Origin of the sequence: Pseudomyxococcus flavus, from assembly GCF_050038885.1 — a bacterium.
Classification (GTDB): domain Bacteria; phylum Myxococcota; class Myxococcia; order Myxococcales; family Myxococcaceae; genus Myxococcus; species Myxococcus flavus.
The window spans coordinates 7301611-7315860 of record NZ_CP143624.1 but is presented as its reverse complement, the minus strand read 5'-3'; the positions used below and the strand labels follow the sequence as shown (position 1 = coordinate 7315860).

Here is a 14250-nt window from a genome sequence, read left to right as displayed (position 1 = left end):
CCACGCGCGGCGGACGTAGGCCCCCGGACCACCTACTACAGGGTGAGAATCCGTGCCCCTTCGGTCATTCGCCACAGCGAGGCCATCCCCATCACCTCATCGAGGGTGCCCTCCAGCGCGTCCGGCTCGTAGCCACAGAGGCGTACCGTAGTGTCGCAGGCGATCAGCCTCGCGCCCAGCGTACGCGCCTCCGCCAGCATCCGCGCTGGCGCCAGCACTCCGAGTGACTTCGCGCGCGCGGCCTCCTCGTGCTCACGCTCGGTCGACGGATGGCCATAAGCGCCGCTCACGAGCTGGCGAAGCGCATCGAAGGCGAAGACGAAGTAGACCTCGTCGCCCATGGCCGCGGCGGTGATTCCCATGGTGGCGGCCTGGAAGGCCGGCTCGAACGTCGCGTGCTGCAGGAAGAAGAAGACTCGTCCGGCCATGACGCGCCGACCATAACGGGCTTCCCGTCCTGTTGCGGCACCAATGACGTATAAACCGGGGCGTCCCCCTCCCCTGACCGGGAAGCCCCCATGACGACCTCCCTGCCCTCACGCCCTGGAACCGTCCCCTCGCGGTCCTCCCGCTGCCAGGCCTGGCAACCCATGGTGCTCGGCGGCGTGCTGCTCGTGGCCTCCGGGAGCATGGCCCGGTTCATCGTGCCCGCTACACCTGAGCCCTCTCACGCCTCCAGCGCGCCCACGCCGGGCGGTGACGTCCAAGCCCAGGTCATGGCGCTCCTCGATGCCACGCGTACCGGCGCCCAACCCGAAGAGGCGTGGCGGCGACTGGGCCCCGCAGCCGCTCCGGTCCTGTCCGCGCTCGTCGTGGATCCATCCGTGCCCGCCGAGCGAAGGAAGCTGGCCGTGACCTCGCTGGCCCTGGTGGACCCCGCAGGAGGCGCGGCCCCCATTCGCAAGGTGCTCGAGGATGCAAAGGCGCCAGCCGAGGTGCGGGCGAGCGCGGCAGGAGCGCTGGGACGGTGCCTGGGGCTCGACGCCATCCCTCCCCTCATCTCCCGCCTCCAGGACCCGGAAACCCAGGTTCGGGAAGCCGTGGCCGTGGCGCTTGGACGCCTGGGCGGGAAGGAGGCCCGGCAAGCGCTGGAGGACCGGCTGCCCTTGGAGGAGCGCGCCCTGGTCCGGGAGGCGCTCCAGCGTGGCCTCACGCTCGTCGAGCCCTGAGGGAGCGCGGGACGCCTGACTCCGGGCTCGCGTCGGCACGGGGCTTCCATTAGATGGGGACCATGCGTCCCACCGTCCTTCTCTTCGATATCGATGGAACCCTGGTCACCACGGGAGGCGCGGGGCGCCGCGCCATGGAAGCCGCCTTCGAAAAACTGCATGGGCGCCGGGACGCGTGCGACTCGTTCGCCATGTCCGGCATGACCGACCGGGCCATCGTCCGCAAGGCCATGCGCATCATCGGCGTGGAGGACACGACCGAGGCCATCGATGCGGTCATCGACGCCTACGTCGCCCACCTCACCGACGAGGTGCACAAGGTCGATGACCAGCGCTACCGCGTGTTCCCCGGCATGCGCGAGGCCGTGAAGGAGGCCCGCAGCCGCCCCGGGTTCGCGGTGGGACTGGGCACCGGCAACGTCCGGGCAGGCGCCCGCGTGAAGCTGGAGCGCGTGAGCATCTACGACCAGTTCGACTTCGGCGGCTTCGGCTGCGACAACGAGGACCGGACCGAGCTCATCCGCTGCGGCGCCAAGGCCGGCGCGGCGCTGCTCGGCGTGCCCATGGAGGAATGCCGGGTCGTCGTCATTGGCGATACGCCCAAGGACGTTCATGCGGCCCAGGGCATCGGCGCCGAGTGCATCGGCGTGGGAACCGGCACCTTCACGGCCCAGGCGCTCCTGGACGCGGGAGCCACCGTCGCCTTCCCTGACTTCTCGCACCCCGAGGCCATGGAGACGCTGCTCGGCGGGCGCTGAGGCCCCTGCCCGGCCGCTCGGTGCACCGCGCCGGGTGTGCTATCTCCCGCCGCCCTTCCGAGGAGCCGCTGCATGTCGTCCACGCTCGAATCGTACGAGCTCATCCGCTTTGCCGAAGCCTTCGAGGCCCGCCTCGCCGCGGCGGGGGAAATGCTCACCGGCCGGCCTGGCCTCGACGCCGAGAAGGGCTGGCTCGCCACCGCGCTGGAGCTGGTCCGTACCGCGCGCGCCCCCACCGCGGGCGTGCTGGACCGCGTGAAGGACCTGCCCGAGCTCGAAGAGGCCCGCGAGGAATACGCGTTCCATCAGCAGGGGCTGTGGGTGGATGCCCTGGAGAAGCTGCACGCTGGCATCACCTTCACCGCCAGCAGCCGTGCGCCCGTCATCGAGGCCCTCTTCCCCCATCTGAAGTTCCCGCAGTTGCGGCGCGCCCCGCGTGAGGCCGTCCTCGAGTACGCGACGTCCTACGAGCGGCGAACCAAGAGTGCCTACGTGACGCGCATCTTCGCTCGCGAGGACTTCGCGCTCGTCCGGCCCGTCATGGAGCAGGTGCTGGCCGCCCATACCGCATGGCGCACCAGCCATGAGCCCGCGCCGCTGACGCAGGAACAGGAGAACCTCCTGCGCGAGGAGTTGGTGACGTTGGGCCGCAAGCTCGACCAGTCCCTCCGCCAGGCGCGTCTGCTGGCCGAGGCCGCGCTCGTGCCCGTGCCCACCGTCTACGAAGCAGCCGGGCTGCACCTCAAACCCAAGCGCCGCGCCGGGCGGGGACTGTCGCTCGCTGACGACACGCTGGCTGGGCTTGAGGAGCCCGTGGACTCCATGGAGCCCACGGAAGCTGAGCTCGCCGAGGTCGCCGCCCTGGATGCCGGTGGTGATATCGCGCCCCACGATGCAGCTGCGCCGTCGGCGCCCTCGAACGTCGCGGCGGCGGCTGACACCGGCGCAGGCGGCGTTGAAGCGTCGGCGGACAACGACCGCTCGGTGGACAGCACCGATGCGCACCGTGGCGCCAGCGCCGGTGCGGCGGAGAGCGCCAGCGAGAGCCGTGGCGCCAGCACCGGTACAGCGGAGAGCGCCAGCGAGAGCCGTGCTCCCAGCGCCGGTGCGGCGGAGAGCGCCGGCAAGAACCTCGACGCCAGTCCACGCCGGGCCGGGAGCGACAGCACAGCCGACACGGGTTCAGTGGGTGGTGACGACACCGTGCGGGGCAACAGTGCCGAGGCGGCACCTGGCAGCGAGCCCGCCGTGACGGACCAGGGCCGCAAAGGGGACTCCGCGAAGACGGACGGTGGAGAGGACGTCGGGGCCGCAGCATCGGCTGCAATCGAGAACGGTCCGGGGGAGACACGCGCCCCTCGAGAAGGTGCGCCCGGTCAGGCGCCGCGCACTACGCGCGGGGGCCGAAAGAAGGTCGACGCAGCGGAGCCCGCTTCCGTCGAGGCAGCCGGCGACACGCAGGCGTCCCCTGCTCGGGAGCAGGCGGTTGCAGGAGAGCCCGCCTTGCCCAAGGCCGGCAGCTTGTCGGAGAGCGAAGCCCAAGCGTCCCGTGCCCGCAGAAAGGCGGATGCCGCGCGGCCAGGTTCGCCCGATGCCGAGGACGCGCCAGCGGGCGAGACGCAGGCGTCCCGTCCCCGCAAGAAGGCGGACGCAGCGAACACCGTGCCCGCTGAGCCCACCGCCACGAGCGAGGCACCTCGTGGCCGCAAGAAGCCGGACGCTGCGGCGCCGGTCTCGCCCGACTCCGGCGAGGGTGCCCCCGCGAGCGAGGCGCAGGCCCCCCGCGTCCGCAAGAAGAAGCCACCCACGCAGTCCGCGCCCTCGACGCCTGGCGCGGAGACGCCCTAGAGGACACCGGGCCATGGCGGATGTCGCGCTTCCTATCGATCCCCTGCTTCCGGACATTGTCTCCACCCTGCGTGGCGCGCGCTCGCTCGTGCTGGAGGCGCCCCCGGGCGCGGGCAAGACCACCCGTGTGCCCCGCGCGCTCCTGGAGGCCGGGCTGGGCCAGGGCAAGGAGCTCATCGTCCTCCAGCCTCGCCGGCTCCCGACCCGGCTCGCCGCACAGCGCGTGGCCGAAGAAGTGGGCGAGCGCGTCGGCGAGTCGGTGGGCTACCAGGTCCGCTTCGAAGACGTTCGCAGCGCGAAGACCCGCCTGTCCTTCGTCACCGAAGGCGTCCTGGGCCGCCGACTGCTCTCCGACCCGAAGCTGCGCGACGTGGGCATCGTCGTGCTCGACGAGTTCCACGAGCGCCATCTCTCCGCCGACATCTCCCTGGCGATGCTCCGCCGCCTCCAGGAGACGACGCGGCCGGACCTCAAGGTCGTCGTCATGTCCGCGACCCTGGAGGCGGAGCCCATCCGGGCGTACCTCGGCGGCGCCCCATCACTCCGCTCGGAAGGCCGCCGCTTCGACGTCAGCGTGGAGTACCTGGCCGCGCCCGATGACCGCCACCTGGACCAGCAGGTGCTCTCCGGCCTCAAGCGCGTCTTCGCCCAGGGCGTGGATGGCGACGTGCTCGTCTTCCTCCCCGGCGCGGGCGAAATCCGCCGCGCGCGCGACGCCTGCGCCGAGTTCGCCGAGCGCCATGGCGCCGACGTGCTCCCCCTCCACGGCGACCTCTCCCCCGCCGAGCAGGACCGCGCCGTGCGCCGCAGCTCGCGGCGGAAGATCATCCTCTCCACCAACGTCGCCGAGACGTCCGTCACCATCGACGGCGTCGCCGTGGTCATCGACTCGGGCCTCGCGCGCGTGGCGTCCCACTCGCCCTGGTCCGGCCTGCCCACGCTCAAGCTGTCCAAGGTCAGCCGCGCGTCCGCCATCCAGCGGGCGGGCCGCGCTGGCCGCACGCGCGCCGGCCACTGCCTGCGCCTCTACACGCAGCACGACTTCGACGGCCGCCCCGAGCAGGACGCCCCGGAGATTCGCCGCATGGACCTGGCGGAGACCGTGCTCTCCCTGCGCGCCTCCGGCATCACCGACCTGGGGGCATTCCCCTTCTTCGAGCCCCCTCCCCCCGCATCGCTCGACGCCGCGGAGACCCTGCTGCGCCGGCTGGGCGCGGTCGATGCCCAGGGCCGCGTCACGGACGTCGGCGAGCGGCTCCTGCGCTTCCCCGTCCACCCGCGCCAGGCACGCATCATCGTCGAGGGCGAACGCCGGGGCGTGGGCGCCGAGGCCGCCGTGCTCGCCGCCCTCATGGGCGAACGCGACATCCGCCGCGAGGCCCGCGCCAACCTGGGCCACGGAGGCCGCCCGGCCGCCGTCGTCAGCGGGCCCTCCGACCTGCTGGAGTTGTTCGAGCGCTTCCGCGAGGCCGAGCGTGCGGGGTTCGCCTCGGGACGCATGCACTCGCTCTCGCTGGAGGCCGGTGCCGTTCAGTCCGTGGACCGGGTCCAGAAGCAGCTGCGGCGCGCCGTGCGCTCCCAAGGCGAGCGGCCCCACCGTGCCGAGGACGTGGAACAGGCGCTGATGCTGAGCGTGCTCGCGGGCTACCCCGACCGCGTCGCCCGCCGGCGCCGCCCCCGCGCGCCGGAGCTGCTCATGTTCGGCGGCGGAACGGCCACCCTGTCCGAGGTCAGCGTCGTCCAGGACGCCGACCTCATGGTGGCCGCGGACGCCGAGGAGCGCCCCGGCAAGGGCGCCGTGGTGCGGCTCGCCAGCGCCGTGGAGCCCGAGTGGCTGCTGGACCTGTACCCGGAGACGCTCGAGGAGGTGGACACCCTCCAGTGGAACGCCGAGGCCCGGCGTGTGGAGCGGCTCACCCGCCTGTCCTACGGAAACCTGGTACTGGAGGAGACGCGGACCCCCGCACCCGCGTCCGAGGCCACCGCCCGCGTGCTCGTGGAGGCCGCGCTGGCCGCGGGCCCGGGGAAGTTCGCGGACCCGGAGGCCCTGGAGCAGTGGCGCACCCGCGTGGCCCTGCTGGCGGAGGCCTTCCCCGAGGCGAAGTTCCCCTCGGTCGACGAGGCCTTCCTGCGCGATGCGCTGGCGTCGCTGTGCTCGGACGCGCGCAGCTTCAAGGACCTGGAGGGCGTGTCGCTCCTCGACGCGCTCTACGCGCGGCTCACCTCCGAGCAGCAGCGGCTGCTGGCCACCCATGCCCCCGAGCGCGTGACGCTGCCCGGTGGCCGCGGCGTCAAGGTCCACTACGAGCCGGGCAAGCCGCCCTGGGTGGAGTCACGCCTGCAGGACTTCTTCGGCATGGCGCAGGGGCCCACCGTCTGCGCGGGCCGCGTCCCGCTGGTGCTGCACCTGCTGGCCCCGAACATGCGCGCGGTGCAGGTGACGACCGACCTGTCGGGCTTCTGGGAGCGGCACTACCCCGCCATCCGCAAGGAGCTGTGCCGCAAGTACCCCCGCCACTCGTGGCCGGAGGATCCGCGGCATGCCCAGCCACCCGCCCCCCGGCCGCCACGGCGGTGACGTCCGTCAGAAGCGCTTGTGCATCTCCAGGTGCTCCATGCCGGCTTCCTCGAAGACGCCGCCAACCGGCTGGTAGCCGTGCTTCTTGTAGAAGTCGAGCGCGTAGAGTTGCGCGTGCAGCATGATGCCGTTGACGCCGCGCCGACGCGCCTCCTCCTCGAGGGACGTCAGCAGCCTGGAGCCGATGCGCGCCTTGCGGTGCGACTGGAGGACCGCCATGCGGCCAATCTGGCCCCACTTGCCCTCCTGGTTCGCCGGAGGCTGCGCCAGCATCACCAGTCGGCCCGTGCCGATGGCGTGCCCGCCCTGGTGGGCGATGACGTGGTAGGCGTGCGCGTCCTCGGCGTCGCGCTCGATGCCCTCGGGAACCGCTTGTTCCTCGATGAACACCACCTCGCGGATGGCGAGCGCCTGCATGAGCTCCGCCTCGTTCTGGATCGGAGCGATGGTAACGGGCGCGGAGGTATCCGTGGGAGAAGCCATGTCGCGGGCAAGGTACACAAAAGCCCGCGAGGTCAACAGGCGGAAAAAGCACCGTGGCGGGCCGGGGTTGCGCCCCCACGCCCCGCCTGCCCCCCATGCTAGGCTGCCAGGCGCCATGCGCTTCAACCGACTGCTCGCACTCGTCCTGGCCTTGTCGGCCATGCCCGCAACCGCCCAGCCGGAGCTCTTCTTCGGCAACGGCCAGGCGCCCGTCTTCCGCGAGGAGGACCTGGACAAGCGCTTCACCCGGTCGAAGCTGAACCAGGGGTTGAAGCAGGGCACCCAGGACGCGGGGTGTGCCCAGGTGCTCGGCGCGATGCTCACCCTGCTGGGTGAGGCGGGCGTGTACTTCCACAAGCGCGACGAGAACTTCATGCTGGACCCGGTGCTGGTGAACGCGCTCAGCACCCAGCTCGTCAACCAGCGCTTTCCCGGCAACGCCTTCTTCGTGGCCATGGTCCGGCGCGTGCTCATCGACCGGAAGCTGCCGCCCGAGTGGCTGGTGACGGCGGAGGCGCTGGCCCCCCACTACCCGGCCATCGACACCGGCCGGCTGCGCTTCCTCGCCGCGGGGGTGAAGCCGCTGGACAGCTTCCTGGTCACCCTGCCCGCGCTGCGCGAGCGCTATGCCCAGGAGGTGCAGCGCGCCACGTCCGTGGGGGCCTCCACCGCCGAGGCCCTGTTCCGCGAGAACTACCTGGACCACGAGGTCGCCTTCAGCGCGCTGGAGCTGCTGGACGTGAAGCTCGTGAAGCCGAAGAAGAAGCGTCTCAAGAAGGGCGAAGAGCCCGAAGCGCCCTACATGCTCGCCCGCCTCATGTGGGAGGAGCCCGAGGCGCCGACGACGGAGCGCTACGAGTTCCAGTTCGGCAAGCCGACCAAGCGCCCCCGCGTGGAAATCACGGCGAAGCTCCAGGACACGCAGTTCACGGACCTCAACAAGCTGCTCAAGGGTTCCCGCGTCATCGTGCGTGGCCGCTTCTGGGAGTACAAGAAGGGCCTGACGTCCATCGAGCTGCGGGATGCGCTGCTCTTCCCGGAGCGCGACTGGACGAAGACGCCCATCCTGGTGGACCCCGCCACCGTGGCCAGCTGCCCCATGGCCGTCAACGACCTGACGGGCCTGGCCCCCATCCAGCCCGGCGCCTTCGGCACCCACCGCTGACCCACATCCCGCGCCTGGACGCCCATCCACGCGGGAGTACCACCCCGGCGGTGCCCGTCCGTCGTCTGCTCCTGGCATGTCCCCTGCTTCGTCCCCGCGCCATCGCACGAGGGATGCCATGAAGGTCGACAGTCAGGAGCCCGCCACGCGGGCCAGGCAGGCGAAGTCATCCGACGCAGAGCGCTTCAAGAAGGCACTGGAGGAAGCGGAGCCCCGTGGCGAAGCGCAGCCGTCCCGGCGAGCGCCCACGGCCCCGCCAGCGGCCCTGCAGTTCCGGCCCGCGCCTGCCCTGGTGGCGCGCGCCACCGGGCCCGTGATTGCCCCCCAGCGAGGCGCCATCTCCAGCCCCGAGAGTCTGGGCCTCAAGCGCCAGGCGATGCACGCCGAGGTCCAGCGGCTGGGCACCGTCCGCAGCGAGGCGCAGCTGCAAGGCCAGGAGCGCACCGAGCACCGCCTCCAGGAGCTCATCGCCCGTGAGCTGTCGAGGGACTGTCGCGCCGCGGCGCCCGCGCCACCGGACACCCGCGCCACACCCGTGCCGCTCCCGGTGGACACGCAGCGCTCCATGCCGGAGTCCACAGGCCGCGAGGGCGCCCTGGCCGCAGCGGGCCGAGCCTCAGGGGGGAGCAGCGCCGCGGCAGAGAGCGTCCACGCCGCCACGCGCGCCGAGGCGGCGATGGCGCTCATCGAACGCATCGACGTCTTCGTGAAGTCGCAGCGACCCGCGCTCAGCATGAGCGTGCGCGGCCACCTGGACGCCACGGTGGAAGTCGAGCGAATCGGCCCACGCGAAGTATCCCTGCGCATCCAGGGGCGACGGGGCCCCCTGGCCGAGGAGGACCTGCACCGGCTGCGCGATGCGCTCGAGGCGCGAGGCCTGAAGCTGCGCGCGCTGCACGCACAGTAGCTTCCTTCAACGAAGAAGGCCCTCTCGCCGGGACGAAAGGGCCTTCCGGGACACGCGATGATGGATGGCCTATGCGCCCGGCGAAGGATCCAGAAGGGAGCGCTTGCCCTCCTTCTCCTTGAACTCCTCGGCCTCGGGCAGCGCGGACTTCTTCTCCGCGATGTTCGGCCACTTCGCCGAGAAGTCGGCGTTCAGCGCCTTGTACTCCTTCCACTGCTCCGGAAGCTCCGTCTCAGGGAAGATGGCCTTGGTGGGGCACACGGGCTCGCAAGCGCCGCAGTCAATGCACTCATCCGGGTGGATGACCAGGAAGTTGGCACCCTCGTAGAAGCAGTTGACCGGGCACACCTCGACACAGTCGGTGTACTTGCACTTGATGCAAGGGTCGGCGACGACGTAGGCCATTGAAAAGTCTCCTCTCGGTAGAAACCAGGCGCGTCCGTGGGCGCGCAGAGTAGTGGTTCGAGCTGGCGATGGCACCCTGAATCTGTGACCGCCGTGTGTCAGTGCCGGGGTTCAGCCCAACAAGCCCTGGGCCAGCAGCAGCTCGGCCACGAGGATGGCGCCTCGCGCGGCCCCCATCTTGGTGTTGTGGGACACCAGGACGTACTTGAAGCCGTTCTCCAGGACGCCGTCCTCGCGGATGCGGCCCACCGTGGTGGCCATACCGCCGTGCGTGTCCCGGTCCAACCGGGGCTGGGGTCGGAATGGATCGTCCAGCACCTCAATCCACCGCGGCGCGGCGGACGGCAGGTTCCGGGCCAGCTCGGCGCCCTGCCATTCCCGGAGGGCCTGGGTCACCTCGGCCACCGTGGCCTTCTTCTCCAGCGAGACGAAGACGGACTCGGTGTGCCCCTCCATCACCGCCACGCGGGTGCAGGTGCAGGACACGCGGACGTCGTGCGGCGTGAGGCCCTCGCCACCCGGCCGGAGCGCGCCAAGGATCTTCTTCGTCTCCACCTCGACCTTGTGCTCCTCCTTGGGGATGTAGGGGATGACGTTGTCGAGGATGTCCATGCCGATGACGCCCGGCGAGCGGCCCGCGCCGGACATGGCCTGCAGGCTGGTCATCAGCACCGCCTTGACGCCGAAGCGCTCCACCAGCGGGGCCAGCGTCACCGCGAGGCCGGTGGTGGTGCAGTTGGGGATGGGGACGATGAAGCCCTTCCAGCCGCGCCGGCGCTGCTGCTCCCGCACGAGGGGGGCGTGCGAGGCGTTGACGGGGGGAATCAGCAGCGGGACGTCGTCCTCGTAGCGGAAGGCGCTGGCGGCGGAGAACACGGGGATGTCCTTCGCCAGGCGCGGCTCCAGCTCGCGCGCCACGTCCGCCTCCACGGCGGAGAAGACCAGGTCATAGTCCTTGGCCTCCAGCGCGTCTCCGGCCACCACCTTCATGCGGGCGATGTCGGCCGACAGCGGCTCCGGGACGAACCACGCCGTCATGCCGTTCGCCGTTTTCAAGGCCTCCGCGTACGTCTTGCCCGACGAGCGGGGCGAGGCCGCGAGGCCCGTCAGCTCGATGGAGGGATGGTCCTTGAGGGCCGCGATGAATTGCTGTCCGGCGAGTCCAGTGGCACCGATGAGTGCCGCGCGAAGCCTGGCCATGGGGGCGTGTCTCCAATCTCCCAACGAAGGAGGAAGTCGCCCGCTCCATTACACCCTTTCCCGACGCACCGCATCCACCCCGATGCTCAGCGGGGCATCACGGCCACCGGAGCCCGGGTGTGCCGCTCCGTGGGGAAGCCACCTGTCACCCACGCCAGCAGTCCCCCTTCGAGGCAGACGGCCTCGCGCCCCTTCATCCGCAGCAGGCGGCACAACCGGCGGCAGTCCCTTCCGTCCGGAGAGCAGCCGCAGAGGACGATGAGCTCGTCGTCCGGGAGCATGTGGTGGTCGCGGGCGATCTCCGCGGACGTCATCCGCAGGGCTCCGGGGATGTGCAGGTCATAGCGCTCCCAATCGGCAGCGTCCCGACAGTCGAGGACGAGCACTTCGTCGTCCCCCAGACGCATGTACAGCTCGGCACAGAGGATGGTGGGCTCCACGGCGACCTCCGCGGGGTCTTCTCGGGTAACCCGGAGCTCCAACGGCCTGTTCCGCGCCGCCTCCCCGCCTGCCCTCCGCGTGGCGGGCGGGGCGCCGTGCCGCACCGCGCCCCCGCCCTACAGGCCGAGCTGCTTGGCGATGATTTCGTTCATCACCTCACTGGTGCCGCCGCCGATGGGGCCCAGCCGCGCGTCCCGCCAGTGGCGCTGGATGTCGTACTCCATCATGTAGCCCGCGCCGCCGTGGAGCTGGAGGCACTCGTCCGCCACGCGGCAGCACGTCTCCGTGGCCACCTTCTTCGCCATGGATGTCTGCGCCACGGCCCACTCGCCCGCCACGTGCAGGCGCAGCGCGTGGTACGTGAGCTGCCGCGCCGACTCGCGGGCGGTGAAGAGCTCCGCCAGCTTGTGGCGCACCACCTGGAACTGGTGGAGCGACCGGCCGAAGGCGCGCCGCGACTTCACGTGCGCCAGCACCGTCTCCAGCATCTCCTCCATGGCGCCCACCGCGCCCAGCGCCAGCGACAGGCGCTCCCACTGGAAGTTGCCCATGATCTGCGAGAAGCCTTGCCCCTCCACGCCGAGCAGGTTCTCCGCGGGGACGCGGCAGTCCTCGAAGAACAGCTCCGCCGTGTCCGACGCGCGCCAGCCCAGCTTGTCCAGCTTGCGCCCCACGCTGAAGCCCGGGGTGCCCTTCTCCACCACCAGCATGGACAGGCCCTTGTGGCCGGCCGCCGGGTCCGTCTTCACCGCCAGCACCACGAAGTCCGCGCGGACGCCGTTGGTGATGTACGTCTTGGAGCCGTTCACCACGTAGCAGTCACCCTCACGCCGCGCGGTGGTGCGCAGGCCCGCCACGTCGGAGCCGGCGTCGGGCTCGGTGATGCCCAGCGCGCCAATCTTCTCGCCCCGGATGGCGGGCGTCAGCCAGCGGCGCTTCTGCGCCTCCGTGCCGAACAGGTGGAGCGGCCCCGTGGAGATGGTGAACTGCGCCCCCAGTCCCGCGGACACGCCGCCCGAGCCGCACCGGCCCAGCTCCTCCAGGAGCACCGCCTCGTAGAGCTCCCCCGCGGCCGAGCCCCCGTACTCCACCGGGTACTTCAAGCCGAGGAAGCCCAGCTCGCCAAAGCGGGTGAAGAGCTCCCGGGGGAACTCCTCGCGGGCCTCCCACTCCCGGACGAAGGGGCGGATCTCCTTCTCCACCACTGCACGCACCGTGCGACGAAACGCGTCATGCTCTTCCAGGTACAGTCCATGGCCGTGAAGCATCGTTCGAGCACCTCGTCCGTTCGGATGCCTGCACGCGCACCCGGGGTGGAACCTTTCCGTGGCGGAATGCTAACGGGACGCCCGAACACCCGACAGCGGTTGCGTCCTTGACCGCGTGGTGGCGGGCTGCGTATAAAGCCGACCCCATCCTCTCGGCGCCATAGCCAAGTGGTAAGGCAAAGGTCTGCAAAACCTTCATTCCCCGGTTCGAATCCGGGTGGCGCCTCAAAGCAACAAGGCCCGGTGCGGAAAGTGACTCCGCATCGGGCCTTGGCCTTTTCAGGGGTCGGTGACGCGGGTCAGCAGCCCAGCTCCACCGCGCCGATGTCCGGCCCGGCGCCGCAGAATGGCATGCCGATGTCCTCGCCCGAGTCCTGGGCCATGGGCCCCGGCGCGAAGGCCGCGCCCAGGTCCGCGGCCCCGGCGCGGGAGGTGGTATCACCCGTGGCGGCCTGGAAGGCGGTCAGGTCCACGGCGACGCCTTCCTGCTTGAACTGGGCTCCCGCCGGAAAGAGGTTGTGGCCCATCTTCATGCCCGGGGCCATGGGGCCCAGGTTCACCGCGATGGGCGCGTCCGCGAAGATGTTGTTCCGCACCACCGCGGCCTGGGTGGGCCCACCCGTGCCGTGGCCGAGGGTGAGCGCGGTGGCCGCCCGGGTGACGGTGTTGTTGACCACCAGGGTGCCCTCCGAGTTCTCCAGGCGAATGGCCGTGCCCTCGCCGCCGCCGGCATCGGTGATGTCGTGCAGGCGGTTGCGGCGGACAATCACGCCGCTAGGCAGGGCACCATCGCGGCTGCCCCCCACCGAGATGCCCTTGGCGCTGTCGTAGATTTCGTTGTCCTCCACCAGCACGTTGCTCGCGGAGTAATGGACGACGACGACCTCGCCCTTGGCCGTGGAGGTCGGGAGGAACCGGTGCATCCGGTTGTTGCGGACGACGACGTCGAAGCACGTCTTGATGTCCACCGCGTTCTCCCGGTTGCCGTAGAGGTGGTTGTTCTCCACCAGCAGGCCCTCGGCGGGAGGCAGGTTGCTGAAGCCCTCGGGGCCCAGGCACTGCACGGAGTCGCCCGAGTTGTCGTGGATGTCGTTGTTGCGCACCGTGACATCGCGCGACGTGGGCTGCACGACGACGCCGTGAGAGTCCTCGTTGCCCGTCGTCTTCACGAAGTCATGGATGTGGTTGTTCTCGATGATGGGGCCGGTGGCGCCGTTGAACGTCGTCACCGCGCCGCCGCCCGTGCCCCCGTGAAGGTCCGAGTTGACGAGCATCGAGCCCGTCACGTCGCCCTCGAAGGTGACGGCGAAGGGCGTCTGGCCCTCCAGGTCGAGCTCGAAGCCGTCGATGATCCAATGCGGCTGGCGCACCTGCACCAGGCCGTGCTCACCGGGGCCCAGGACGATGCGCGGGTTGCCCTCGCCCTGGAGCGTGATTTTCGCATCCGCCGTGCCCGGCTTCGCGTTGTCACCGATGATGACGCGCTCCGCGTACGTGCCGGCGAGGACGCGGATGAGCTCGCCGGGGCCCGCCAGGCGGATGGCCTGGTTGATGGTGCGCAGCGGCCGCGCGGCGCTGCCGTCGCCCGCGTCGTCGCCGGACGTGCTCACCACCCACTCGCGGGTATACGTAGGCGCCTCGGGCTCGGACATCGTCATGGCGCTGACGGCCGGCTGAGGGGACGGGTCCTCGATGTTGGCGTGGTCCGAGTGGTCCGGCAGCGCGGCCACGGGCGTTCCCGGCACCGCCTGCACGCCGATGGGCGGCCGCGCCGAGAAGGTGCGCGGGGGCGCGGGAGACGCCACGGGTTCCGGAGACTCCACGACTTCGGACTCCGGCGCGGGCGCCGAGGAGCGGGGGGACTGGCTCGGCAGGGGCACGAAGGTCCCGCCGTTACTGTCGGAGCCACCGCAGGCCGCCGCGCCCAGCAGGAGCACGCTCGTCACCAGGGGCTTCAGCTTCAGGCAGTTGCCATGTCGGATTTTCATGAGCAGGGGCAACGCCGGAGGCCGGGTCCGGTATTCATCC

13 protein-coding genes and 1 tRNA gene are annotated in these 14250 nt (G+C 70.9%); 7 read left to right on the top strand and 7 right to left on the bottom strand.

From position 1 onward, the window contains the following. Positions 1 to 35: 35 nt before the first annotated feature. Complete coding sequence (locus VZL07_RS30395) at positions 36 to 428, bottom strand: hypothetical protein (protein ID WP_426751443.1); 393 nt, start codon at positions 426 to 428, stop codon at positions 36 to 38. A gap of 90 nt (positions 429 to 518) precedes the next feature. Between VZL07_RS30395 and VZL07_RS30390 the strand changes: the two genes are divergently transcribed. The 4 genes from VZL07_RS30390 to hrpB all read left to right on the top strand — a co-directional run bounded on the left by VZL07_RS30390 (position 519) and on the right by hrpB (position 6353). Continuing rightward, the gene (locus VZL07_RS30390) at positions 519 to 1169 is read left to right on the top strand and encodes a HEAT repeat domain-containing protein (protein WP_426751442.1); all 651 of its coding nucleotides are present in this window, start codon (positions 519 to 521) and stop codon (positions 1167 to 1169) included. A gap of 53 nt (positions 1170 to 1222) precedes the next feature. Next, a complete protein-coding gene (locus tag VZL07_RS30385; RefSeq protein ID WP_426751441.1) occupies positions 1223 to 1927 on the top strand; it encodes an HAD family hydrolase in 705 nt (234 codons plus the stop codon). A 72-nt stretch (positions 1928 to 1999) separates the two neighbouring features. Beyond that, positions 2000 to 3775: a hypothetical protein gene (locus VZL07_RS30380; RefSeq protein WP_426751440.1), complete on the top strand. Its 1776-nt coding sequence runs from the start codon at positions 2000 to 2002 to the stop codon at positions 3773 to 3775. A 13-nt stretch (positions 3776 to 3788) separates the two neighbouring features. Further along, the gene (gene hrpB, locus VZL07_RS30375; protein WP_426751439.1) at positions 3789 to 6353 is read left to right on the top strand and encodes an ATP-dependent helicase HrpB; all 2565 of its coding nucleotides are present in this window, start codon (positions 3789 to 3791) and stop codon (positions 6351 to 6353) included. A gap of 6 nt (positions 6354 to 6359) precedes the next feature. Here the strand turns inward: hrpB and VZL07_RS30370 are convergent, their stop codons facing one another. Next, on the bottom strand, positions 6360 to 6836 hold the full coding sequence (locus VZL07_RS30370) for a GNAT family N-acetyltransferase (RefSeq protein WP_426751438.1): 477 nt from the start codon (positions 6834 to 6836) through the stop codon (positions 6360 to 6362). Positions 6837 to 6951: 115 nt separating this feature from the next. Here VZL07_RS30370 and VZL07_RS30365 point away from each other — a divergent pair, with 115 nt between their 5' ends. Both VZL07_RS30365 and VZL07_RS30360 read left to right on the top strand, forming a co-directional pair. After that, entirely contained in the window at positions 6952 to 8001 is a 1050-nt protein-coding gene (locus VZL07_RS30365) for a hypothetical protein (RefSeq protein WP_426751437.1), read from the top strand. A 118-nt stretch (positions 8002 to 8119) separates the two neighbouring features. Continuing rightward, complete coding sequence (locus VZL07_RS30360; RefSeq protein WP_426751436.1) at positions 8120 to 8908, top strand: hypothetical protein; 789 nt, start codon at positions 8120 to 8122, stop codon at positions 8906 to 8908. Positions 8909 to 8977: 69 nt separating this feature from the next. Here VZL07_RS30360 and fdxA read toward each other — a convergent pair whose 3' ends face one another. The 4 genes from fdxA to VZL07_RS30340 form a co-directional block, all read right to left on the bottom strand. Continuing rightward, the gene (gene fdxA / locus VZL07_RS30355; protein WP_426751435.1) at positions 8978 to 9313 is read right to left on the bottom strand and encodes a ferredoxin FdxA; all 336 of its coding nucleotides are present in this window, start codon (positions 9311 to 9313) and stop codon (positions 8978 to 8980) included. Between the two features lie 111 nt (positions 9314 to 9424). After that, on the bottom strand, positions 9425 to 10513 hold the full coding sequence (asd, locus tag VZL07_RS30350; RefSeq protein ID WP_426751434.1) for an aspartate-semialdehyde dehydrogenase: 1089 nt from the start codon (positions 10511 to 10513) through the stop codon (positions 9425 to 9427). 86 nt (positions 10514 to 10599) lie between these two features. Continuing rightward, complete coding sequence (locus VZL07_RS30345; RefSeq protein WP_426751433.1) at positions 10600 to 10953, bottom strand: rhodanese-like domain-containing protein; 354 nt, start codon at positions 10951 to 10953, stop codon at positions 10600 to 10602. 117 nt (positions 10954 to 11070) lie between these two features. Continuing rightward, positions 11071 to 12222, bottom strand: a complete 1152-nt coding sequence (locus VZL07_RS30340) for an acyl-CoA dehydrogenase family protein (protein WP_426751432.1) — start codon at positions 12220 to 12222, stop codon at positions 11071 to 11073. 154 nt (positions 12223 to 12376) lie between these two features. Here VZL07_RS30340 and VZL07_RS30335 point away from each other — a divergent pair. Continuing rightward, positions 12377 to 12448: transfer RNA gene (locus VZL07_RS30335), tRNA-Cys, on the top strand. A 73-nt stretch (positions 12449 to 12521) separates the two neighbouring features. On the opposite strand, the gene VZL07_RS30330 is transcribed toward VZL07_RS30335, so the two are convergent. Beyond that, positions 12522 to 14210 (bottom strand): right-handed parallel beta-helix repeat-containing protein, encoded by a 1689-nt coding sequence (locus VZL07_RS30330; protein WP_426751431.1) that lies wholly within the window; start codon positions 14208 to 14210, stop codon positions 12522 to 12524. Positions 14211 to 14250 lie beyond the last annotated feature (40 nt).